At 68.4% G+C, this 22,440-nt stretch carries 16 protein-coding genes; 10 read left to right on the top strand and 6 right to left on the bottom strand.

Translation table 11 applies throughout. The features are described from left to right. The first annotated feature begins 11 nt into the window (after positions 1-11). The 4 genes from FZ938_RS26530 to FZ938_RS26515 all read left to right on the top strand — a co-directional run bounded on the left by FZ938_RS26530 (position 12) and on the right by FZ938_RS26515 (position 7,935). Complete coding sequence (locus FZ938_RS26530; protein WP_149201283.1) at positions 12-1,496, top strand: tetratricopeptide repeat protein; 1,485 nt, start codon at positions 12-14, stop codon at positions 1,494-1,496. Positions 1,497-1,705: 209 nt separating this feature from the next. Then, positions 1,706-4,336 carry a flagellar hook-basal body complex protein gene (locus tag FZ938_RS26525; RefSeq protein ID WP_149201282.1) on the top strand — a complete coding sequence of 877 codons (2,631 nt, stop codon included), beginning with the start codon at positions 1,706-1,708 and terminating at the stop codon, positions 4,334-4,336. Between the two features lie 144 nt (positions 4,337-4,480). Next, complete coding sequence (flgK, locus tag FZ938_RS26520) at positions 4,481-5,890, top strand: flagellar hook-associated protein FlgK (protein ID WP_149201281.1); 1,410 nt, start codon at positions 4,481-4,483, stop codon at positions 5,888-5,890. After that, positions 5,887-7,935, top strand: a complete 2,049-nt coding sequence (locus FZ938_RS26515) for a flagellin (protein WP_149201280.1) — start codon at positions 5,887-5,889, stop codon at positions 7,933-7,935. Before flgK ends, FZ938_RS26515 begins: the two co-directional genes overlap by 4 nt. Positions 7,936-8,009: 74 nt before the next feature. Here FZ938_RS26515 and FZ938_RS26510 read toward each other — a convergent pair whose 3' ends face one another. Continuing rightward, positions 8,010-9,110, bottom strand: coding sequence for a TRAP transporter substrate-binding protein (locus FZ938_RS26510; protein ID WP_149201279.1), 1,101 nt, complete (start codon positions 9,108-9,110; stop codon positions 8,010-8,012). Between the two features lie 153 nt (positions 9,111-9,263). After that, a complete protein-coding gene (locus tag FZ938_RS26505; protein WP_246458092.1) occupies positions 9,264-10,925 on the bottom strand; it encodes an alpha-amylase family glycosyl hydrolase in 1,662 nt (553 codons plus the stop codon). A gap of 213 nt (positions 10,926-11,138) precedes the next feature. Here FZ938_RS26505 and FZ938_RS26500 point away from each other — a divergent pair, with 213 nt between their 5' ends. Further along, positions 11,139-12,728 carry a DUF4384 domain-containing protein gene (locus FZ938_RS26500; protein WP_149201277.1) on the top strand — a complete coding sequence of 530 codons (1,590 nt, stop codon included), beginning with the start codon at positions 11,139-11,141 and terminating at the stop codon, positions 12,726-12,728. A gap of 8 nt (positions 12,729-12,736) precedes the next feature. On the opposite strand, the gene FZ938_RS26495 is transcribed toward FZ938_RS26500, so the two are convergent. Beyond that, positions 12,737-13,570: a PP2C family protein-serine/threonine phosphatase gene (locus tag FZ938_RS26495; RefSeq protein ID WP_149201276.1), complete on the bottom strand. Its 834-nt coding sequence runs from the start codon at positions 13,568-13,570 to the stop codon at positions 12,737-12,739. Between the two features lie 310 nt (positions 13,571-13,880). Here FZ938_RS26495 and FZ938_RS26490 point away from each other — a divergent pair, with 310 nt between their 5' ends. Next, positions 13,881-14,285 (top strand): flagellar basal body rod protein FlgC, encoded by a 405-nt coding sequence (locus FZ938_RS26490; protein WP_149201275.1) that lies wholly within the window; start codon positions 13,881-13,883, stop codon positions 14,283-14,285. A 26-nt stretch (positions 14,286-14,311) separates the two neighbouring features. On the opposite strand, the gene FZ938_RS26485 is transcribed toward FZ938_RS26490, so the two are convergent. Continuing rightward, on the bottom strand, positions 14,312-14,512 hold the full coding sequence (locus FZ938_RS26485) for a putative motility protein (protein ID WP_146205356.1): 201 nt from the start codon (positions 14,510-14,512) through the stop codon (positions 14,312-14,314). Between the two features lie 45 nt (positions 14,513-14,557). After that, positions 14,558-15,169: a hypothetical protein gene (locus FZ938_RS26480; RefSeq protein WP_174757456.1), complete on the bottom strand. Its 612-nt coding sequence runs from the start codon at positions 15,167-15,169 to the stop codon at positions 14,558-14,560. Positions 15,170-15,380: 211 nt separating this feature from the next. Between FZ938_RS26480 and FZ938_RS26470 the strand changes: the two genes are divergently transcribed. Further along, the gene (locus tag FZ938_RS26470) at positions 15,381-16,283 is read left to right on the top strand and encodes a tetratricopeptide repeat protein (RefSeq protein WP_149201272.1); all 903 of its coding nucleotides are present in this window, start codon (positions 15,381-15,383) and stop codon (positions 16,281-16,283) included. Here the strand turns inward: FZ938_RS26470 and FZ938_RS26465 are convergent. Next, a complete protein-coding gene (locus FZ938_RS26465) occupies positions 16,280-17,533 on the bottom strand; it encodes a tetratricopeptide repeat protein (RefSeq protein ID WP_149201271.1) in 1,254 nt (417 codons plus the stop codon). The genes FZ938_RS26470 and FZ938_RS26465 overlap by 4 nt on opposite strands. A gap of 144 nt (positions 17,534-17,677) precedes the next feature. On the opposite strand from FZ938_RS26465, the gene FZ938_RS26460 reads away from it, so the two are divergent. The 3 genes from FZ938_RS26460 to FZ938_RS26450 all read left to right on the top strand — a co-directional run bounded on the left by FZ938_RS26460 (position 17,678) and on the right by FZ938_RS26450 (position 22,334). Further along, entirely contained in the window at positions 17,678-21,232 is a 3,555-nt protein-coding gene (locus tag FZ938_RS26460; protein WP_149201270.1) for a tetratricopeptide repeat protein, read from the top strand. Then, the gene (locus FZ938_RS26455) at positions 21,232-21,921 is read left to right on the top strand and encodes a tetratricopeptide repeat protein (protein ID WP_149201269.1); all 690 of its coding nucleotides are present in this window, start codon (positions 21,232-21,234) and stop codon (positions 21,919-21,921) included. Before FZ938_RS26460 ends, FZ938_RS26455 begins: the two co-directional genes overlap by 1 nt. Positions 21,922-22,154: 233 nt before the next feature. Next, a complete protein-coding gene (locus FZ938_RS26450; RefSeq protein WP_042694032.1) occupies positions 22,155-22,334 on the top strand; it encodes a YdcH family protein in 180 nt (59 codons plus the stop codon). Positions 22,335-22,440: the final 106 nt, after the last annotated feature.

The following is a 22,440-nucleotide window of genomic DNA, read 5'->3' as shown; positions in this document are numbered from 1 at the left end:
GAAAAGAGGGCATGGCAACACTCCTGGACGCTCTGAACGCCGCCGTCAACCACCACATGGCCGGCCATGCCCAAGCGGCGGCCGACGCCTATCGCCACATCCTGACCGCGGAACCGGCACAGCCGGACGCGCTGCACCTGTCGGGCGTGCTGCGGGCGCAGACGGGCGACGCTGCGGCGGCGGTGCGGTGGATCGGCCGTGCCGTTCGGGTTCGTCCGACGGCGGCAGCCCCCTGGAGCCATCTGGGTGCGGCGCTGCGGGCGGCGGAGATGCCGGAGCGGGCGGAACCGGCGCTGCGGCGCGCCCTGGCGCTCGACCCGAGCGATGGCGACGCGGTGGAGGCGATGGGTGCCTCGCTGCACGCGCTGGCGCGCTACCCCGATGCGCGGCGCTGGCTGGAGCGTGCAGCCCGGCTGCGCCCCGGCTATGCGGCAACCCTGCTGAATCTCGGCACCGTCCTGCGCGACCAGCGCCGCTTCGACGAGGCGGAGGCCTGCTTCGAGGCGGCGCTGGCACGCAATCCCGCCAACGGCGACGCCCATCTGGCGCGCGCGGTGGGACGGCTGGTCCGCGGCGACCTGCGCGCGGGTTGGGAGGGGTTCGAGCATCGCTGGCACCGCTTCGCCAGCCCGCCCTGGGCCGGCCAACCGCCGGGCGGCGCCACCATCCTGCTGCACATGGACCAGGGATATGGCGACGCCATCCAGTTCGTGCGCTATGCCCCGCTGGTGGCACAGATCGCGGCGCAGGGCGGCGGCCGGGTGGTCCTGGAAACGCATCTGCTGCTCTACCGCCTGTTCAACCACTCCCTGGGGCGCTGCCTGGGATCGTCGATCCAGGTGCTGGTGCGCGGAGAGGACCCGCCACCGCACGACATCCACTGTCCGCTGATGAGCCTGCCCAGGGCCTTCGGCACCGAACTGGAGACCATTCCCGCCGGCGTGCCTTATCTCGCCCCCGATCCCGGCGACGTGGACCGCTGGCGCGACCGGCTGGCCGCTGAGGACGGGAACGGGGCCGGCCTGCGGGTCGGGCTGGTCTGGGCCGGCAACCCGCAGCACCGCAACGACCGCAACCGGTCGATCCCGGTGACAGCCTTGGCACCGCTGTTGTCGGTGCCGGGGGTGCGGTTCGTCAGCCTGCAGACCGGCGACGCGGCGGCCGACCTGAAGCGCCTGTCCGGCGTGGCGATCCCCAACGCAATGGAGCGGGTACGCGATTTCGCCGACACCGCCGCCATCCTCGCCAACCTCGACCTGCTGGTGACGGTCGACACCGCCATCGCCCATCTGGCCGGGGCGATGGGCCTGCCGTGCTGGCTGATGCTTCCCCATGTGCCGGACTGGCGCTGGATGCTCGACCGCGCCGACAGCCCCTGGTACCCGTCGCTGCGGCTGTTCCGCCAGCCGCGCCCCGGCGACTGGACCACCATGCTCGGCACCGCCGCCGCCGTGCTGAAGGCGCAAGCCGCCCGCGCCGCCCGGCGCTTGGGTTAAGGCCGGCAACTTCGGCGGGAGCTTTCTGCCCGGCCGGCCCGGCGGCACTAGGCCAAACTTTCCTACCTGCCGGCAAAATCCGGCCCCGCCGTGACGCTTCCGCAAATAATCGGCCGATTTCAATGGGTTGTCGTCGGCATGGCAGTTGGCACTCCGCTTGCTAGATAGGGCGCAGAAGACCTTTGCCCTATCTTTCGGAGACCCCGGCCATGAGCATCTTCGGTTCGATGACAACCGCCGTTCTCGGCCTGAATGCCCAGTCGAAGGCGCTCGGACATATCTCGGACAACATCGCGAACAGCTCGACCATCGGCTACAAGCGCGTCGATTCGGCCTTCGAGACGATGGTCCTGCAGTCCAGCCAGCGCCTGCACGAGCCGGGCGGGGTCACGGCGCAGCCGGTCTTCATGAACAACATCCAGGGCAGCCTGACCCAGGTGCAGAGCCCGACCAACATCGCCATCCAGGGCCAGGGCTTCTTCAGCGTCACCAAGGTGGCGACCCAGGGGTCGAGCACGCTGGTGCAGACGCAGACGGGCACGGTCAACTCCTCGGCCGCCTTCTACACCCGCGCCGGCGACTTCGAACTGGACAAGAGCCGCTATCTGGTCAACAGCTCCGGCTATGCCCTGAACGGCTGGCTGGTCGATCCGGTGACGGGCGTGCTGCACAAGGACCAGGTGGCGCCGATCCAGGTCAACTCGCTGATCGACAAGCCGGTGGCGACCAACACCATCGACCTGGCCGCCAACCTGCCGGCGACGCCGAAGCCGGGCGAGAAGATTCCCGACAGCAGCATCCAGATCTTCGACAGCCAGGGCAACCCGCGCACCGTCAATTTCAAGTGGCGGCAGCAGGCGGACAGCAGCTGGCGCATGGTCCTGGACGCGCCGGGTTCCAACACCAAGCCGGTCGACGGCACCTTTACCGGCAATCCGGCCACCGTGACCTTCGGCCAGAACATCGCCGGCCAGACCGCGGTCGCGCAGGTCAACGTCATCACCCTTGCCGGCAACAACACCAACGGACAGGACAACCTGCGCATCGGCGACACCTATACGGTCAAGGTCAACGGCACCAACTACAGCCTGAAGATCACGGCCGACAACATCGGGTCGATCCGGACATATTCCGGTCTGGCCGGCGCGCTGGCCAACCAGATCAACTCCGCCTCGCCGGCGGCGTCGGTGCTCGCCACCTCGTCGGGCCAGACGATCCGCGTCACCGCCCGCGAGCCCGGCACGCCGTTCAAGCTGAACACCGACGTGGTGTCCGGCACCAATACCACCAACACCATCGTCACACAGACCTCGACGGCTGCGACGGCGAGCGCCGGTGAAATCGACAAGTTCCAGTTCCCGCAGACGCAGGTCGAGGTCGGCGACTCCTTCACCATCAACGTGAACGGCACGCCGATCAGCTACACGGTGACCGCCGCCACCTATCAGAGCTATTCGACGGTGAGCGATGTCGTGTCCCAGCTGGCCGGCAAGATCAACCAGGCGCTGGGTTCCACCGTCACCGCGTCGTCGGCCGGCAACATCCTGTCGATCCAGGCCAATGCGGTGAACACCAACGTCACCTCCAGCGCGACGGTGACCAACTCCAGCGCGTCCGTGAACACGATGAGCTCGCTGCCGTCGGTCTCCAGCGTGGCCGGCGTGCGCCAGAGCCGCACGGTGACGCTGACCGGCACGCCGGGCGACATCGGCACGCAATACACCCTCAGCATCAACGGCACGGCGGTGACCTACAGCACCACTGGCGAAGAGATGACGATGGAGGACATCACCGCGGCGCTGGCGAACAAGATCAACTCCAACACCTCGCTGCCGGTGACCGCCACCGCGCAGGGCGGCGTCATCACCGTGACCGCCAAGACCGCGGCCACGCCGGCCAACGCCAACACGATGACCGGCACCGGCTCCATCACGCTGGGCGGATCGACAGTGGACGTCGGCGATACCTATACCGTGACGGCCGGCGGTACGACCTATTCGCTGACCCTCGACAATGCCAACATCAACACCTACAGCACCCCGAACGCGGTTCTGAACTATTTCGCCACGCAGATCACCGCCGCCGGCGGCACTGCGACGGTGACCGGCAACGTGCTGGCCGTGACGAGCGACGCGACGGCGACCGGCACGGTGAGTGACGCGACCGCTTATCAATTCACCCTGGACCAGAGCGCCGTCGCCGGCCAGACGCCGGCCCATATCGGCCTGACCTTCGGCAAGACGCCGGAAACGGTCGGCACGCTGACCAACATCTCCACCGCCCTGGTCGGCACCGGCACGGCGGTCAGCGCCGCCAACCAGTCCGCCGGGTCCGACGCCAACGTCACCTTCACCGTCGACTACGGCTTCGGCCCGCAGCAGATCTCGCTGAACCTCGGCAAGTACCAGAAGCCGGGCGGCCTGACCCAATATGCCGGCGAGGAGATCAACGTCACCCAGCTGGTTCAGAACGGCGCGCCACGCGGGCAGTTCAAGGACGTGGTGTTCGGCGACAACGGCACCGTCATGGTCAATTACGACAACGGACGGTCGAAGATGATCGCCAAGGTTCCGATCATCACCTTCAACAACCCCAACGCCCTCCAGCGCGAGTCCGGCGGCGTCTTCGTCGAGAGCGAAGAGGCCGGCAAGCCGAACTTCAACGATCCGGAGACGAACGGCGCCGGTGCGGTGGTGGCGAACAGCGTTGAAAGCTCCAACGTCGATATCGCCGACGAGTTCACCAAGATGATCGTCACCCAGCGGAGCTATTCCGCCAACGCGAAGATCGTCACCACGTCCGACGAAATGCTTCAGGAAGTGCTGGGGCTGAAGCGCTAAGCGCAGCCCTGACCTTCTGATTACCTGATCGCCTCTCTACCGATCGCCCGTCTACCGATCGCCAGTTCCCTGATCGTCTGAATGGGGGGCGGCGGCCATCCCGGCACCGCCCCGACCATCCCGATCCGTGAAAGGTCTCCTGCCATGTCCCTCTTCGCAGCCTTGAACAGTGCCACGGCCGGGCTGCGCACGGTCCAGACCAACGTCAAGCTGGTTTCGGACAACATCGCGCAGGCCAACGACCCGAACCGCACCCGCCACACCGCCCAACAGTCGGTGGACGCCAGCGGTCAGGTCATCAGCACGACCTATCGCCGGGAAGTCGACAAGGCGCTGATGGCCCAGGTGATGGATCTGACCTCGCGCGACGGCGGATCGCAGGTGACCTCGACCTACATGCAGCAGCTGGGCGACCTGATGCGGACCACCAACGGGACGCCGCTGCTGAACGACTATGCCGACAAGTTCCAGGCGGCGATCAAGACCCTGTCCACCTCGCCGGAAGACGAGACGGCGCAGTACCAGTTGGTCCAGACGGCCGAAAGCTTCTCGCGCGAGATCCGCCGCGTGTCGGAAGGCGTGGAGCAGCTCGACCGCGACATGTCGACCGACATCACCAAGTCGGTCGACACGGTCAACGACCTGCTGAAGCAGATCAATTCGATCAACAACGACATGGTGTCGCTGCAGGGCCAGGGGTCCGCCGCCAACGCCGTCGCCGACAAGCGCGACGGGCTGGTGCGCGAGCTGAGCACCTACATGGGCATCCGCACCGTGGAGCGGCCGGACGGCCGGCTGGCGATCTTCACCCCGTCGGGTCTGGCGCTGGTCGATGCCCAGCCGGCAAATCTTTCCTATGACGGCGGCAACATCAACCTACAGGTCGGCAATCAGGTCACCTCGATCAACAGCCACCTGACCACCGGCAAGCTGGGTTCGCTGATCCAGATGCGCAAGGACGGCTCGACCACCGAGCCGCCGACGCCGGCCAGCGGCGACCCGACGACCGAGGTCATCCGCAAGCTGCGCTCGCAGCTGGACGAGTTCGCCAAGGCCTTCACCGGCCCGACCAAGGCGGGCGAGCCCACCAGCTTCGCCGACGCCTACAACGATGCCAGCCCGGCCGCCGACGGCGAACAGGCCAACCAGTTCTTCACCGGCACCGACCGCTTCACCATCGCGATCAACCCCAAGCTCCTGGACAACACCAGCAAAATCAAGCAGTCCGCCATCGACGGCATGGTCCAGGCGGTCAATTCCACCGGCCGCAGCTTCAACGCCGACGGGCTGCAGATGAAGGACACCACCTACAGCGCCATCGGCAGCGCCATCACCGGGACCTGGATGGCCGCGGCCAAGACGGCCAACACGTCGGCTGAGTCCAACAAGGCCTCCATGCAGCTCCTCAGCGAGCGCTACCAGTCGCAGACGGGCGTGAACATCGACGAGGAAATCGCACAGCTGCAACAGCTCCAGACCTCCTACCAGGCTTCGGCACGGGTCATGCAAGTGGCCAATGCAATGTTCGATGCGCTGGAGGCGGTGGTCCGATGAGCTCGATAACGGGAGTCAGCAGCTACTCGAAATATCTGAGCCTTGTCCGGAACCTGTCCGGGGGCCAGAACGACATCAACCGACTGTCCGAACAGCTGACCACGGGCAAGAAGTCGGTCGATCTCAACGCCTACGGGCCGGAGGTTCAGAAGCTTCTGGACCTCCGGTCGGAGATGGCGAAGAAGGACAACTACGTCCAGAACATCAACATGGCGGCGCCGCGCGTGCAGGCGACGGACAAGGTGCTGACCTCGCTGGAATCGATCGTGTCGAGTTGGACCTCCAGCACCACGATGCCGTTCGAGCCGGGTCCGGCCAGCGTGGCCACGCCGATCAACACCAATCCCGACGGAATGAAGCTGTCGGTCGACGCGGCCAAGTCGAAGCTGACGGTCGGCGCCAAATACACCGTCACCGCGGTTCCGTCGCAGCAGGGCCCCAACGGCACCTTCGACGTGACCGTGACCGACGGGCTGGGCGGCAAGACCACCCGCGCCATCAATCTGGGCACCACCCCGCCCAACGATGGCAAGGGATACAACTTCAACATCTCCGGCGGCCCCGGCGAAGGCGCGATCCTGAACCTCAGCTTCGACACGCTGAAGGCCTCGTCGAGCAGCAGCTTCTCCGTCACCTTCCCGCAGGCCGATCAGGTGAAGGACCGCGCCGAGGGCGCCATGCGCGACATCCAGGCGCTGATGAACCAGCGCTTCGGCGACCGCTACCTGTTCTCCGGCTCGCGGTTCGGGACGGAACCGGTCACCGACCTGATGGCGACGAAGCAGACCAGCAAGATCACGTTGAACGGCGCCGTGGTGAACGCCGACGATTATTTCGAGGTGACGGTCTCCGGCAAGACCTTCGGCTATCAGATCCAGGCGACCGATCCGAAGACGCTGACCTTCGTCGCCCAGACCCTGACCACCCAGATCAACGCCGCCAACCCGCCGCTGCCGATGACGGTGTCGACCTCCAACGGCATCATCACGCTGGTCGGCCAGGATCCGGGGCAGAAGTTCGACCTGTCGGCCCGCGTCATCAATTCCGCAACGGTGGAGAACACCGTCACCGCGCCGACTACCACCCAGGCGCCGACGACCCTATTGCCGCAGGTCGACAGCTTCACCCTGAACGGTGCGGCGGTGGACATCGGCGACACCTTCGAATTCACGGTCGCGGTCGGCGATCCCGACGATCCGTACAACCAGAACTACTACACCAGGAACCCCAACGAACCGCGCGACCTGCCGCCCTACCAGACCTACACGGTGCGCTACACGGTCAGCGACACCGACTATGCCGCCGGCGTCACCAACGTCAGCCAGGTGGCCGACAAGCTGCGCCAGAACTTCGCCAACCTGAACCCGGCCCCGCCGGTCACCATCGATGCGGTCGGCAACGGCCCCGGCATCGCGTTGACCAGCACGGCCAACGCCGACCCCAACCATCCCAACCGCAGCTCGCTGTTCTCGACCAGCGCCAAGGTGACGAACGGGTCGCTGGAGAACACCATCTCCGTCGGCACCCTGCCGCCGGAGCAGGACAGCCTGATCGACGTCCCCTATGCCGAGCCGCCCGACCTGCCCTTCTACGATGCCGAATATCTGACCAAGGGCAAGAATGCCGAGGCGTACCGCAAGTCGCAGGTGACGATCGACGACAACCTGAACCTGACCTACGGGGTCAGTGCCGACGACAAGGGGTTCCAGACGCTGGTGAAGGCGATGCAACTGGTGCGGACGGCGGCGGCCAATCCCGGCAAATGGACGGAGTACAGCACCCAGGCGCGCGAGATGCTGACCCAGGCGACCGACCAGATCCGGTCGATCCACGCCAAGGTCGCGTCCGATGCCGCCACGCTGGAGACCACCAAGGACGCCCACACGGACTCGATCGCCACACTGACCGACCGCATCGCCAAGATCGAAGGCATCGACCAGACCGAGGTCGCGGCCCGGCTGAGCAGCGCGATGAACGTCCAGCAGGCGACCTACACCGTCGCCGGCCAGACACAGAAGCTGTCGCTGCTGAACTATTTGGCCTGACGGGGGCTGGCCTGAAAAGAAAAGGGGGCGGCCGGACCGGCCACCCCCTGTTTCCCGTCAGAACCGGAACGCCGTCACTTGCCGCGGCCAGCCGACTGCATGAAGTTGTCGTAGGGCAGCTCCGCCACGCGGAACCACAGCTGCACCTCGTCCAGGAAGGGCTTCCAGCTGTCGTAGACGGCCTTGAAGTCCGGGTTGGTCTTCGCGATGTCGTCGTACAGTTCGTAGGCGATCTTGTGGGCGGCCTCCATCAGGTCGCGCGGATAGGGGCGCAGCAGGGCGCCCTTGGCGACCAGACGCTTCAGCGCCTTGGCATTCTCCGCATCGTAGCGGGCGGTCATCGCGCTGTTCGCCTCGGCACAGGCCGCCGTCAGGATCGCCTGATAGGACTTGGGCAGTGCGTCCCATTCCTTCTGGTTGATGTAGAGCGAAACCTGCGGCCCGCCTTCCCACCAGCCCGGATAATAGTAGTATTTGGCGACCTGGACGAAGCCCAGCTTCTCGTCGTCATAGGGGCCGACGAACTCGACCGCGTCGATGGTGCCCTTTTCCAGCGCTGGGTAGATGTCGCTGCCGGCGATCTGGGTCGGGGCGGCGCCCAGCTTGGCCATGATCTGGCCGGTGATGCCGGCGATGCGGATCTTCAGGCCGTTGAAGTCGGCCAGCGACTTGATCTCCTTGCGGTACCAGCCGCCCATCTGGGCGCCGGTGTTTCCGGCCGGGAACTGGACGATGCCGTGCTTGGCGAAGAAGGCGCGCATCACCTCTTGGCCGCCGCCATACTGGAACCAGGCGTTCTGCTGGCGGGCGTTCGGGCCGAAGGGTATCGCGGTGTCGAAGGCGAAGGTCGGGTCCTTGCCGACATAATAATAGCCGCAGGTGTGGCCGCACTGGACGGTGCCGTTCTGGACGGCGTCCAGCACCTGCAGGCCGGGGACGATCTCACCGGCGGCATGGACGCGGATCTGGAACTTGCCGTCGGTCGCCTCGGACACGCGCTTGGCGATCATCTCGGACGTGCCGACGAGGATGTCGGTGCTCTTCGGGAAGCTCGAAGCCAGGCGCCACTGGATGGCCGGTTGGGTCTGCGCAATGGCCGGGGCCGCGAGGGTCGAGGCGGCAACGGTCGAAACGGCACCGACGCCGGCCTTGGTGAGAAACGCTCTTCTTTCCACTCCCGCTACTCCGCAAGATTATTGCTGTTGCTGACGATTTCCGTGACCCGCGATGAATCAGGGAATTACAGCGACTTAGGCGAGAGTGTAACAAAGCATCCGATGCGGAGGCCCGCATCGCATAAATGTGCATGCCTGCCTTTCGAGGGGGTGTCAGGAGGCGGTGCGTAGCCGGCCCAGGAAGACCGACAGCGGCGGCATCACCAGCGTCCGGCCATCGGCGGTCAGTTCCGGCGGCAGGGCACCCGGAGCGCGCGGGACAGCCAGATCCTCCAGCTCGCCGCGGCCGCGCAGGGCGAACTCGGCCGGCCGGTCGGCCATATTGAAGACGGCGAGCAGGCGGTCGTTCCCCGACGTCCGTTCGAAGGACAGCAGGTCGCCATGCTCCTCCACGGCGGTGACGGAGCCGGCGCGCAGTGCCTCCAGGTCGCGGCGCAGGGCGAGGGCGGCGCGCCACACCGCCAGCGGGCTGCCGGTGGTCCGCTCCTGCCGGTCGACGGCGAGGTCGAGATGGGGGTCGGACACCGGCAGCCAGGGCTCGGCGACGGAGAAGCCGGCGTGGGGCTCGGCGGCGCGCCAGGGCATGGGCGTGCGGCTGCCGTCGCGGCCCGGGAAGTCGGGCCAATAGGTGATGCCGAAGGGGTCGCGCAGCTGGTGCTGTTCCAGCACCGCGTTGGGCAGGGCCAGCTCCTCCCCCTGATAGAGGCAGACGGTGCCGGGCAGCGCCGCCGCCAGCATCGCCAGCAGGGCGTTGAACGACTGCGGATCGGCACCGGCGGGCAGCCAGCGGCTGGCGGCGCGCTCCACATCGTGGTTGGACATGCTCCAGCAGATCGACTCCGGCCGCCCTGCGGCGCTCAGCGCCTGGGCGAAACCCTTGGCGCTGAAGGGCTGTTTCGCCAGCGACAGGGTGTAGGCGGCGTGCAGCCCCTGCGGTGTGCAATAGGCGGCGATGCGCTGGCCGGCACCGGGCTGGCTCGACAGCTCGCCCAACAGGACGCGGCCGGGATAGCGCTCCACCGTCTCGCGCAGCCGGGACAGGATGCCGCCGATCGCCGGGTGCATCATGTCGTAGACATGCTGTTGCAGGGCGAAGGGCTTCAGCGGCGGCTCGGCCTCGTGCCTGAGGGCGGCGGGGTTGGAGCGCAGTTGCGGGTCATGGGCGAAGAAATCGACGGCGTCGATGCGGAAGCCATCGACGCCACGCTCCATCCAGAACTCCGCCGTCTCGCAAAGCGCGTCCATCACCGCGGGATGGTGCAGGTTCAGCGCCGGCTGGCTGGGCAGGAAATGGTGCAGGTAATATTGCCGCCGCCGCGGCTCCCAGTTCCAGGCGGCGCCACCGAACACCGACAGCCAGTTGTTGGGCGCGGTGCCGTCGGGCTTGGCGTCCGCCCAGACATACCAGTCGGACTTGTCGCCATCCCGCGACCGCCGGCTGTCGACGAACCAGGGATGGGCGTTGGACGTGTGGCCGCAGACCAGATCGACCAGCACCCTCAGCCCCAGCCCATGGGCGCGCTCGATCAGCCGGTCGAAGACGGCGAGGTTGCCCATGCGCGGGTCCACCGCGCGATGGTCGGCGACGTCATAGCCGAAGTCGGTGCGCGGCGACGGGTAGAAGGGGCTGATCCACACCCCGTCGACGCCCAGCGAGGCGACATGGTCCAGCCCCTCGATCACACCGTCGAGGTCACCCCAGCCATCGCCGCCGCGGTCGCGGAAGCTCAGCGGATAGATCTGGTAGAGCGCCGCCCCGTTCAGCCAGGACGCATTGGGGGCCGACGGTTGGGACTGGGAAGAAGTTTGGGGCAAGGCAGAAGGCTCCGCGCCGGAGATCGCATAAGCGGTTCGTGGCGCCAGAGTCGCCTGTCGTGGCTAACGAAAGGTTACCGGCCATTCGTGGTCACAAGACCTCGCCTTTCGTAGGGGCCAGCCGTCGGGACAGAAACTTGCGGACAGGTGTCCCGGGGCTTGGCCGCCGCGCTGCGCTGCGGCTATACCAGCGGCTCAGTTCGAGGAGTGGGGATGCGACGCGGCGAGACGGCGAGCGAATCGGCGACGACGGAGAAGGAGCGGCGGCTTGGCCGTTACCGGCTGCTCGACCTGATCGGGCGGGACGGCGATGCCCGGCTGCACCGCGCGCTGGACGGCAACGGACAGACGGTGGCGCTGTGGACGGTGCCGCTGGCCCGCCTGTGCGCCGATGCCGCCGGGCTGGAGCGGTTCCGGCAGATGGCGACCGCCGCGGCCCGACTGTCCCACCCGGCGATCCCCGCCATCCTGGCGTCCGGTGAACATGCGGGCATCGCCTTCGTCGCCACCCTGCCGGTGGAAGGCCTGACGCTTTCCGCGCGGCTGGACAGCAGTCCATTGGCGTGGGACGAGGCGGTCGCGACGCTCGACCGCGTGCTGGATGCGTTGAGCGCCGCACACCGGGCCGGGGTCATGCATGGCGCGCTGACCGCAGGCGTCATCCATCACAGCGGATCGGCGGCTGTGATCGCCGGTATTGGCCGGGCGGCGCTGACGGCCTTGGACGCAAACCGCAGTGGCGATCTGGAGGCCGCCGCCCGCCTGACGGAACGGGTCCTGGCGGGTCACGCAGACCGGCCGGCGGTCGCGGCTCTGCTGGCCGATCTGCGGGACGGCGGCGCCTTTCCGGACGTGGCCTCCCTGCATCTTGCGGTGACCGGACTGACCGGGGCGTCCCGACCTTTGGCAGTCGCGCCGGCACGCTCGCGCCGCTGGCCGTTGCGGGCCGGCGGAGTGGTTCTTGCGGGTGGCGTCGTGGCTGCCGTGACGGTCCTGAATTGGCCATCGCCTCCCCCCACCGTGGCTGAGAGTCCGGCCGCAGAATCGGTGGCGGTTGCCCCTCCCACCCCTGCCCCCACTCCCTCTGCGCCCCCCTCACCGCCGGCGGCGAGCAGGCAGCCGCCGGTCGCGGCGATGGAACAGGCGCTGCGCGCCGTCCCCTGCGCGCTGGTCACGGTGGAGAAGACCGGCGGCCGGATGCTGGTTTCCGGAACCGTGGCGGGGGAACGGGCGGAGGCGGAGGTGCGCGAGACGGTCGAGGTCCTTGCCGCCGGCTGGGACCACGGCTTCGACCTCGCCAATGCGGATGCGCAGTTCTGTGCGCCTCTGGGCAGCGTCGCCACGGCGCTGGACGCCAATCGCGGGCTGGCGGAGCCTTTGACGGCAACTGTGCTGGGGGGGCCGGCGCTGAGTGCCGGCGACCCCCTTGTCCTTGAGATCCGGGCACCCGTCCGTCCGGTGCAGTTGCAGGTCGATTACTTCACCATCGACGGCAGTGTCGTCCACCTGCTGCCCAACCCGTCGGACAGCGGAGCGGCACTTGCCGCCGGTGCAACGCGCCGGCTTGGCGAAAAGGCCGGAGACGGCGAGCCGCAGACCGGCCGGTACTGGACCATCGGCCCGCCCTTCGGCACCGAGATGCTGCTGACCATCGCCACGGCGGCCCCCCTGTTCCCAACCCCGCGGCCGGAGCAGGAACCGGCGGCCGACTATCTGGCCGCCCTGTCCGGCGCGCTGGCGACCATACCGGACGACGCCCCTGCCCCGCTGGCGGATGCGCGATTCATCGCCACCGCCCCCTGACGACGGCATCACGCCGTCGCGGTGAAGCGCCCGACCACGACGGTGACGTTGTCCTGACCGCCGGCCGCGTTGGCCGCGTCGACCAGGGCGGCGGCGGCGCGGGCCGGGTCCGGCTCATCCCGCAACATGCGGGCGATGAGCCCATCCGGCAGCATGCCGTTCAGCCCGTCGGAACAGAGCATGACGACATCGTCGGGCATCAGCGAATGCACGCCGACCTCCGGCTCCACATCCTCCGCGGTGCCGAGCGCCCGGACGATGATATTCCGCTGCGGCGCGGTCCCCCGCCCACCGTTGTCGAGCCAGATCTGGTAAAGGCTGTGGTCGCGCGTCAGGGTGCGCAACTCGCCATCGCGCAGGCGATAGACCCGGCTGTCGCCGGCGTGGAAGACCACGATCTGCGCCGTGCCGGGAACCCGCCAGACGCCAGCCACCGTGGTGCCCATGCCGCGCCCCTGCGCAAATCCGCGGGCGGTGTTCAAGTCGAAGATCGACCGGTTGGCCTGCTGCACCGCCGACCGCGCGACCGACAGGGCCCGGCGCACCGCCGGTTCGGCTCCCGCCGGGTCGGTCAAGGTGCGGTCGGCATCGTCGTGGTCCGCCACGGAAATCCCGTCCACCAGCGTGATCGGCTCGATCGGCGCATGATCGCGCAGAAGTCCGCAGATCACCTCCACCGCCTTGCCGCTGGCGATGTCGCCGCCGGCATGGCCACCCATTCCGTCGCAGACGACCGCGAATTCACAGTCGCTGCTGGCCTGGAAACTATCCTCGTTGCGGGAGCGGGTGCGCCCGACGTCGGTCAGGCCGGCGACGGTCAGGACATAGGCTGAGTTCGGCATTCAGGCGGCGGCTCCCGTCTCGCGACTGTCTGGCCCCATGGATGCTGGGACCGGATTTCCGGGCCGGCTCCATCGGGACCGGAAGCACCGGGAGACCCGGCAATACGGGAAGGGAGCGGCGGCCGTTTGTCCGATAATGGCGCAAGCACCCCGAAAGATACAGCGGTGATTGTGCCGGGCGATTGTACCGGCCCGACGATTGCCCCTGCCGATGATCGCACAGCGCAACCGCGCGGCAATAGCCCGGCTGTCCTTGGAAAACCGATGTGGTAGACTTCGACCATTCCTGTCGGACGAAGGATGGACCGCCATGGCCGCCAGCATCGGAATCGCGCTCAGCGGCCTGACCGCCCAGACGCGGCGGCTGGACGCCTCGGCCTCCAACGTCGCCAATGTCCGCTCCACCGGGGCGGTTCCCACGACCGATGGGACGGCGGAGGGAAAGCGCGCGCCCTACCAGCCGCTGGCGGTCGCACAGTCCGATGCCAATCCCGGAACGCGCGCGACCTTCACGCCGATCACCCCGGCCTATCTGCAGGAATATGCGCCGGACGACAGTGCGGCGAACGGCGACGGAATGGTGGCGGCGCCCAACGTCGATCTGGTGACCGAGCGCGTCAACCAGATGGCCGCCAGCCGCGCCTACGGCGCCAACATCGCGGTCGTCCGCACACAGGATGAAATGCTGACGTCTCTGCTCGACTCGAAAGTCTGAGCGGCCGGCTGTGCTTGCTAACGGGTTCAGACGGTGATGTTCAGATTTTGCCCGCGCGTCGGCGTGACGTTGCCGCCGCCGGAGCCACCCTCCGGCTGGACCAGCGCGGCGACGGTCGCCTGCTGCTGATCGGCGTTCTGGCTCAATGCCTTCACGCCGAAATTCATCTGGTTCTGCGCCTGCTTCAGAGCAATCGCCGCGCCGGCGGTCGATGACGTGACGTCCATGCCCATCCTAGCCCCCGGAATAGCGCCCCCGCGAAGAGCGCGTTTTCAGATGACCACATTCACCCGCGCGGCAGAGCTGCCGGCGGAACCGGTGGTGGTCGAGGATGATTGTGCCACGGAGGACGACGTGGCGGAAGGCGCAAGCGCAACCGAGGCGGCAGTTGGGGTGGGAACGGCTGAGGTCGACATCCCCGTTCCAGCAGAGATTCCGGCGCCGGCGACCGGGGAAGCGCCGGGAGCATTGCGACCATAGGCCGCAGACTGGCTGCCCGCTTGTCCGCTTGCCTGCCCAGTCCCCTGCCCGTCCCCGCCGACCGTCAGTTTCAGAAGCGAGGCGCGTTCCGCGTTCTTTTCCTTCTGCTGGGCTTCCTTGTACTGCTTCAGCGCCGCTTCGGTCGGGATTTGCGACACCGTCTTCCCGTTGGCCGGGTCGCGGTACAGCATCACCAGCCGCGAGGCATCGGTGTCGTAGCTGAAGGCGATGGTCGGGAAGCGGTTGACCAGCGGATCGGTGCCGCCGGCGTCCGGCTGGGGATCGGCAGGTGCGGCCGAAGTCGGAGTCCGGGTGCCGGCCCCTGCTTCTACGGCATCGCTGCCGCGGGGCGTCATGAAGGCGAACGGCCGCGAGACCGTCGATGTGGCTGCCGCCACGTTCATGACCGGCTTATCCGAATCGGTGAGAATTGAACATTAAATTACCGTAACCCCGGCGGAGCGTAAAGGCTTTCTTTACTCTTATTTGGGTTTGGGAATCTAACCCTTTCGGCGAAACGCGGCTTCGCGTTACGGGCATATTCCTGTCGAATATCCGGCTTTCCGCGCGGGCGGGCTTGCGGCGACGGCACCGGTCGTCCTAAAGCGTAGGATCATGGCCACGATCCTCGAAGCCTTGACGCTGGCGCTCGACCTTCATCTTGCCGGCCGCTTCGGCGAGGCGCAGGAACTTTACACCCGCATCCTCGATGCCGAGCCGGAACAGCCGGACGCATTGCATTACCTCGGCGTTCTGGCCGGTCAGGTCGGCCGCGGCGAGTTCGGCCTGACGCTGATCGACAAGGCGCTGGCCCTGCGGCCGGAGGCGGCGGACATCCACGCCAACCGCGCCAACCTGCTGCGCGGCCTGGATCGCTTGGGCGAGGCGGAAGCGGGCTATCGCCGCGCATTGGCTCTGCGCCCCGATTTCGCGGAGGCCTGGACCGACCGTGCCTTCGCCCGCCATAGCCGCGGCGATGCGGCGGCCGTCGATGCCGCCGCCGAACTGCTGGAACGTGCCTTGCGGATCGAACCGACGCTGGAGCCGGCGCGGGAAAAGCTGACCGACCTGCTGCACGCGCGCGGACGGCTGCGGCTGGAATCGGGGAAGGTGACGCCGGCCCTGGCCGACCTGATCCGGGCCGCCGCACTCGACCCGCGGGATGCGGACATCGCCTTCCTGCTGGGCAACGCCCTGTTCGCCGCCGGGCTTCGCGCGGATTCGGTGATCGCCTTCCGCAATGCGCTGGCGCTGGCGCCGGATTTCCTGTCGGCCGCGCTCAACCTCGGCATCGCGCTTGCCGCCACCAATCGGGCAGCGGCGGCGCTGGCCCCGCTACGCCACGCCGTGCGCATCGACCCGGCCCATCCCGCGCCGCGCGACACGCTGGCCCTGGCCTTGCGGGCGCTGGGCCGTGGCGAAGAGGCCGACGCGCTGGCCCAGCCGCAGCCGGCTCCGCCCCAACCGACACCGGCGCCGAAGCCGCCGTCCCCCCGCCGGCCGCGGCGGCCCCGCTAAGCGGGGGTCCGCTCCGCCAGCATCACCAGCCCCATCACCGGCTCGCCGCTTTCGTAGCGCAGCCGGTCATGGTCGCAGCGCCGGAGCGAGAGCCCCGCACCTGCCACCGCCGCACGGACGTAAGCTTCGGCATGGGCATAGCGGCCGTGGGTAGCGACGCGGTGGGGCCGTCCGTCGGCGGGATCCAGTTCCTCGACCGTGAAGGCCAGCCGGCCGCCGGGCCGCAGCGCCGCGCGGGCAGCGGCGAAAGCATCGTCCAGGACGCCGAAATAACAGAAGACGTCGGCGGCGATGACGAGGTCGAAGACGCCCGGCCGCTCGGTGAGAAAACCGACCAACTCGGCCGCCTGCAGCTCGTCATACAGGCCGCGGGTGCGGGCGCGGTCCAGCATGCCGTCCGACAGGTCGACACCGACCAGCCGGCGGGCATAAGGCCGGAGCGAGGCGGCGCACAGCCCGGTGCCGCAACCGGCGTCGAGCACGTCCAGGCCGCTGCGCCGTTCCTCCTCCGCCAGCAGGCCGGCGAGCAGCGACGGCGCGCGGTAATCGAGCTCCGCCAGCTTGCGGTCGAACTCCTCGGCGAACAGGTCGAAGGTCTGGCGCACATAGTCGTCGGGCGCGCGCGCATCGGCCTCCTCCCCGGCGATGGCGGCGCCGATGTGGCGGGCCAGCGGGTTGGCGGGGTGGTCGCGCCGCCACAGCCGGGCCAGAGCCGCCGCTTCCTCCACCCCGCCCTGCTCATGCAGCAGGTAGAGCACGGCGCCGAGATTGTCGTGGGCATCGGCCCAGTCCGGCCGCAGGGTCAGCGCCCGCCGGTAGCCCGTCGCCGCCTCGCCGAAGCGGCCGAGGTCGCGCAGCAGGTTCCCGCGGTTGTTCCACGCCTCCGCATGGTCCGGCCGCAGCGCCAAGGATTGGCGGAACGCATCGTCGGCCTCGCCATGCCGCTCCGCCTGCCGCAGGACGGAGCCGAGGTTGTAGTGCGCCATACCCTCATGCAGGCCATGGGCGACGGCGGCACGGTAAGCGGCCGCCGCCTCCTGCAGACGGCCGAGAGCGCGCAGGGCGTTGCCGTGGTTGTTGTGGGTCCCCGCCAGGGTCGGATCGGCCTCCAGCGCCCGCGCATAGAGCGGTTCCGCCCCCGCCGCGTCGCCGGCCGATGCCAGCGCATCCGCCTGCCGGCTGAGCCTGACCGCCGGCGCCACGGCGGCTCCCCGCAGTCCACCGCGCAAGGACAAGCGTGACCCTGCCATCGCGTACTCTCCTCTTTCCCGCCGCCGGCACCGGCCGATTTGCCGCCGATATCAACGTCATCTTTATCAATGGCATCTTTACCGTGATCCACCGATGATGGCACTCCCTTTGAGGGTGCGGACAGTCGGGGACGGGGCCGGAACGTGGCGAAGCAGACCAACATGCTGGCACAGGCCGTGGCACATCATCAGGCCGGGCGCCTCGCCGAGGCGGAGCGCGGCTATCGCGCGGTGCTGACGGCGGAACCGCGCAATGCCGACGCCCTGCATCTGCTGGGGGTTGTGGCCCTGCAATCGGGCCGCGCCGGCGAGGCGGTGACCCTGATCGGCAAGGCGCTGGCACAGGCGAAGGGCGTACCCGACTATTGGGACAATCTGGGCAGCGCGCTGTCCGCCGCCGGCCGGCCGGACGAGGCGGTGCAGGCCCACCGCAAGGCCGCCACCCTGGACCCGCAAGGGGCGCAGCGCCGGCACAATCTGGGCAACGCCCTGGCCGTCCTCGGACGCCATGAAGAGGCGGAACGGGCCTTCGCCGCTGCGCTGGCGCTGAAGCCGGACTATGCCAAGGCCTGGTACAATCTCGGCAACGGCCACGCCGCACGCCATCGCCATGGCGGTGCGGTGACGGCGCTGGACCACGCCGTGCGGCTGGTGCCGGGCATGGTGGAGGCGCACAACAACCTGGGCGATGCGCTGGCGATGAGCGGACGGCTGGACGAGGCCATCGCCCAGCATCGGCTGGTGGCCCGGCACCGTCCGGACGACGCCACGGCACAGTATAATCTGGGCGCCGTCCTGCAGCAGAAGGGCGCCCTGGAGAGCGCGGAGATCGCCTATCGTCAGGCGCTGAAGCGCAACCCGCGCCACAGCGCGGCGCTGAACAATCTCGGCAGCGTGCTGAAACGGCTGGGCCGTCCCGATCAGGCGGAACTGTGCCACCGGCAGGCGCTGGAGCTTCATCCGGAGTTCGTGGAGGCGCGTTACAACCTCGGCAACGCGCTGCAGGCACAGGGGCGCTTTGACGAGGCGGCGGCCTGCTTCGAGGAGGCGTTGGCCCAGCAGCCCGACCTTGCCACCGCGACCTACAACCTGTCGCTCCTGGCGCTGCGTCACGGCGACATGACGCGCGGCTGGGCGGGATATGAGCGGCGGTTCGCCGCCGGAGAGGCGATGCCGGACCGGCGCTTCGACATCCCGCGCTGGGGTGGGCAGCTGCTGCGCGGCAAGCGGCTGCTGGTGTGGCGCGAGCAGGGGGTGGGCGACGAAGTCCTGTTCGCGTCCTGCTATCCGGACGTTGTCGCCTGGGCGGGCGGACCGGTCACCGTCGAATGCGATCCGCGGCTGGTCACGCTGTTCCGACGCTCCTTCCCCAAGGCCACGGTGCGGGCCGAAAGCTGCACCGGTGACGCTTTCGGCGAGATCCCGCGCGAGACCATCGTACCGCCGAACTGCGACCTGCAGATACCCGCGGGCGACCTGCCGGAACTGCTGCGCGGCAACCTGTCCGCCTTCGAACCGCAGGGCCCCTGGCTGGTGCCGGATCCGGTGCTGGTGGAGCGCTGGCGGGAGCGGCTGACGGCGCTGGGGCCGGGCTTGCGGATCGGCATCGGCTGGCGCAGCCAGCTGATGACGGCCGAGCGCAAGGCTTCCTATGTGCTGCTGGAGCATTGGGGGCCGCTGTTCGCGGTCCCCGGACTGATGTTCGTCAACCTGCAATATGGCGACTGCGAGGCGGAACTGCGGGCGGCGGAGGAGCGCTTCGGCGTGACCATCCACCGCTGGGCCGACCTGGACCTGAAGGACGATTTCGACGGGGCGGCGGCACTGACCGCGAACCTGGATCTGGTGATCTCGCCGGCGATGTCGGCGGGGGAACTGGCGGGTGCGCTGGGTGTGCCGGTCTGGCGCTTCGGCAGCCGCGACTGGACGCAGCTGGGCACCGGCACACGTCCCTGGTTCCCGTCGATGCGCCTGTTCCAGCCCAACACCGGCGAGGGGCTGGAATCGACGATCCGGGGGATGGCGAACACCCTGCGGGCCACATCGCCAGGACCGGCGCCGGATTCCGTACCGGTGGTTGCAGCATCGCCAGAGCCCGAGGCGCAACCCGATTTCGATACCCTGCTGAACCGGGCCGCCGACCTTCACCGCGCCGCCCGGCTGGCGGAGGCGGAGGCCACCTATCGCGCCGCCATCGCCGCGGATCCCGACCGCAAGGCCCCTGGCCATGCCGATGCGCTGCATCTTCTGGGATTGCTGATGCACCAGACCGGACGGAACGACGAGGCGCTCGCCCTGATCGGCGGGGCGTTGCGGACCGACCCGGCCTTTCCCCAGGCCTGGAACCATCTGGGACTTGTGCAGGAGGCGGATAAGCGCCATGCCGACTCGGTCCGCGCCTTCACCCGCGCGCTGGCCCTGCACCCCGCCTTTGCCGAGGCGCTGACCCATCTGGGCCTCGTTCACCAGACCTGCGGGCGGGTGGAGGAGGCCATGAAGCTGCATCGCCGCTGCATCGCCCTTCAGCCGGAGCATCTCCCGGCCCATGCCAATCTCGGCCACGCCTGCGAACTGCTGGGGCGCATGGCGGAAGCGACCGGCCATTACCGTCGGGCGCTGGCCCTGCAGCCGGGGTCCGCCGACGCCGGCAACAACCTCGCCACCATGGCCACGCTGGCCGGCCGGCCGGAGGAGGCGAAGATCCATCTGCGCCGCGCGTTGCGGATCGACCCGGGGTTTGCCCTGGCGTCCTGGAACCTCGGCTTGTTGGACCTTGCAGACGGGTGCATCGCGGAAGGCTGGGCCGGCTATGGCCGCCGCTTCTCCGCCCGTCAATTGCAGCGGGCGCGCCGCATCGACCGGCCGGTCTGGACGGGGGAACCGTTGCGGGGCCGGCGACTGCTGGCCTGGTCGGAACAGGGGGTGGGCGACGAGATCCTGTTCGCCTCCTGCTTCGACGCCCTGCAAGGGTTGGACGGTCCGGTCACGGTCGAATGCGACCGGCGGCTGGTCAGCCTGTTCGCTCGCTCCTTCCCGTGGGTGACAGTGCGGGCCGAGACCGCGGACGTCGCCGGGCGGGAGACGATCACACCTCCGGATTGCGAATTGCAGATGCCAGCCGGCACCCTGCCCGCCCTGGTCCGCGACCGGGTGGACCGCTTCCCCGTCCGTCCGGCCTATCTGCGCCCTGATCCCGACCGCATCGCCCTGTGGCGCGACCGGCTGGCCGCCCTGCCCGGTCTGAAGGTGGGGCTGGCATGGCGCAGCCAGATCGTCACCGCCCAGCGCGCCGCCGCCTATACCGGTCTGGCCGACTGGACGGCCCTGCTCGATCTGGCCGGCGTCAGCGTGGTCATGCTGCAATATGGCGACTGCCGGGCCGAACTGGCACAGGTGGAAACGGCGACGCGCCGTCTTCATCGCTGGGACGACCTGGACCTGAAGGACGATTTCGAGGGGGTTGCGGCCCTGATCGCCAACCTGGATCTGGTGATCTCGCCGGCCACGGCGGTCGGGGAACTGGCCGGTGCCTTGGGCGTCCCGGTCTGGCGGCTCGGCACCCGCGACTGGACGCAGATGGGAACGGGTGTGCGGCCCTGGTTCCCGTCGATGCGGCTGATCCAGCCGCCGGCCGGCGAGGGACTGGCCGCCGCCGCCCGGCAGGCGGTACGCGCGCTGGCGGAACTGGCGCCGGCCTGATGACCGACCGTCGCGCCCTGCTTGCCAAAGCGTTCGACCGTCACCAGTCCGGCGGGTTCGAAGAGGCGGAACGGCTCTACCGCCGCATCCTCTCCATCGATCCGGCCGAGGCGGAGGCCCTGCACCGGGCCGGGTTGCTGGTCGCCCAGCTCGGCCGGCTGGAGGAGGCCGACAGGCTGCTCCGCCGGGCGCTGGCACAGGATCCTGCGGAGACCGAGGCAGCGGTCAACCATGGCAAGATTCTGCGCGCGCTGCGCCGTCCCGAGGTGGCGGCCTGCCGCTTCCGCCATGCCCTTGCGCTCGCCCCCGCCATGCTGACGGCGCTGGAAGGGCTGGGACATGCCGAGCGCGAGGGCGGACATACCGCTGCGGCGGCCACCGCCTATGGCCGGGCGGCAGTGGCCGGCACCGGTCCGGCGGTGCTTCACCAATGGGGCGTCGCGCTGGACGGCATCGGCCTTGCGGAGCAGGCGGTGGAGGCCCTGCACCGGTCCGCCCGCCTCGACCCGACGGTCCCGTCGGTGGCCTTGCGGCTGGCCGGACTCCTCCATCGGATGGGACGCCGTGGCGAGGCGGCCGGCTGGTATCGCCATGCGCTGGTGATTCAGCCCGGTCTCGCGGAGGCACGTCGGTCGCTCTCGGCCATCGTCGCCGTCACCGCCGCAGGGGGGCCTCCACCGACAACATGACCCTTTGGTTCAAAGGGTCGGCTTACCTCCGGATGGTGTTGCGCGAAATGATTTCAAGATCCCACCCCTGCGACCCACTGTCATACGTCTGAACGGTTGGGGCATTTTTTCGCATGGTTTGACTGCATAAAACGCAAGATTAGGGTTGTTCGGCGCTTCGGATGGGTGAACACTGTTGTCACCGGCCCGTCACATTGAGGCGGGAAGCGGACTGATCCTATGGAGAGCGACTCATGCACACTGAAGCTCGCCTTTCGTCTCTGCAAGACAAGCACATGCGCCTGGACCGGGCGATCCTCGACGAGGAAAAGCGCTCCTGGCCGGATGAGAGCGCAGTGAAGCGCCTCAAGCTCGAAAAGCTGCACGTCAAGGAAGAGATCGACCGCCTGACGCGCACCGGCCCGATGAATTAATCCCCCCAATCACAGCATCGACCTTCAGACACCACCCTTGAACAGGGGTTCAATAGGCCGGGTTGAGGCGGGTCGCCTCACCCGGCTTTTTTGACGCGCTGCTTTG

This window comes from Azospirillum oryzae (assembly GCF_008364795.1).
Classification (GTDB): Bacteria; Pseudomonadota; Alphaproteobacteria; order Azospirillales; family Azospirillaceae; genus Azospirillum; species Azospirillum oryzae.
The sequence above is the reverse complement of the archived record's forward strand: the minus strand, read 5'-3'. Positions and strand labels throughout refer to the sequence as shown.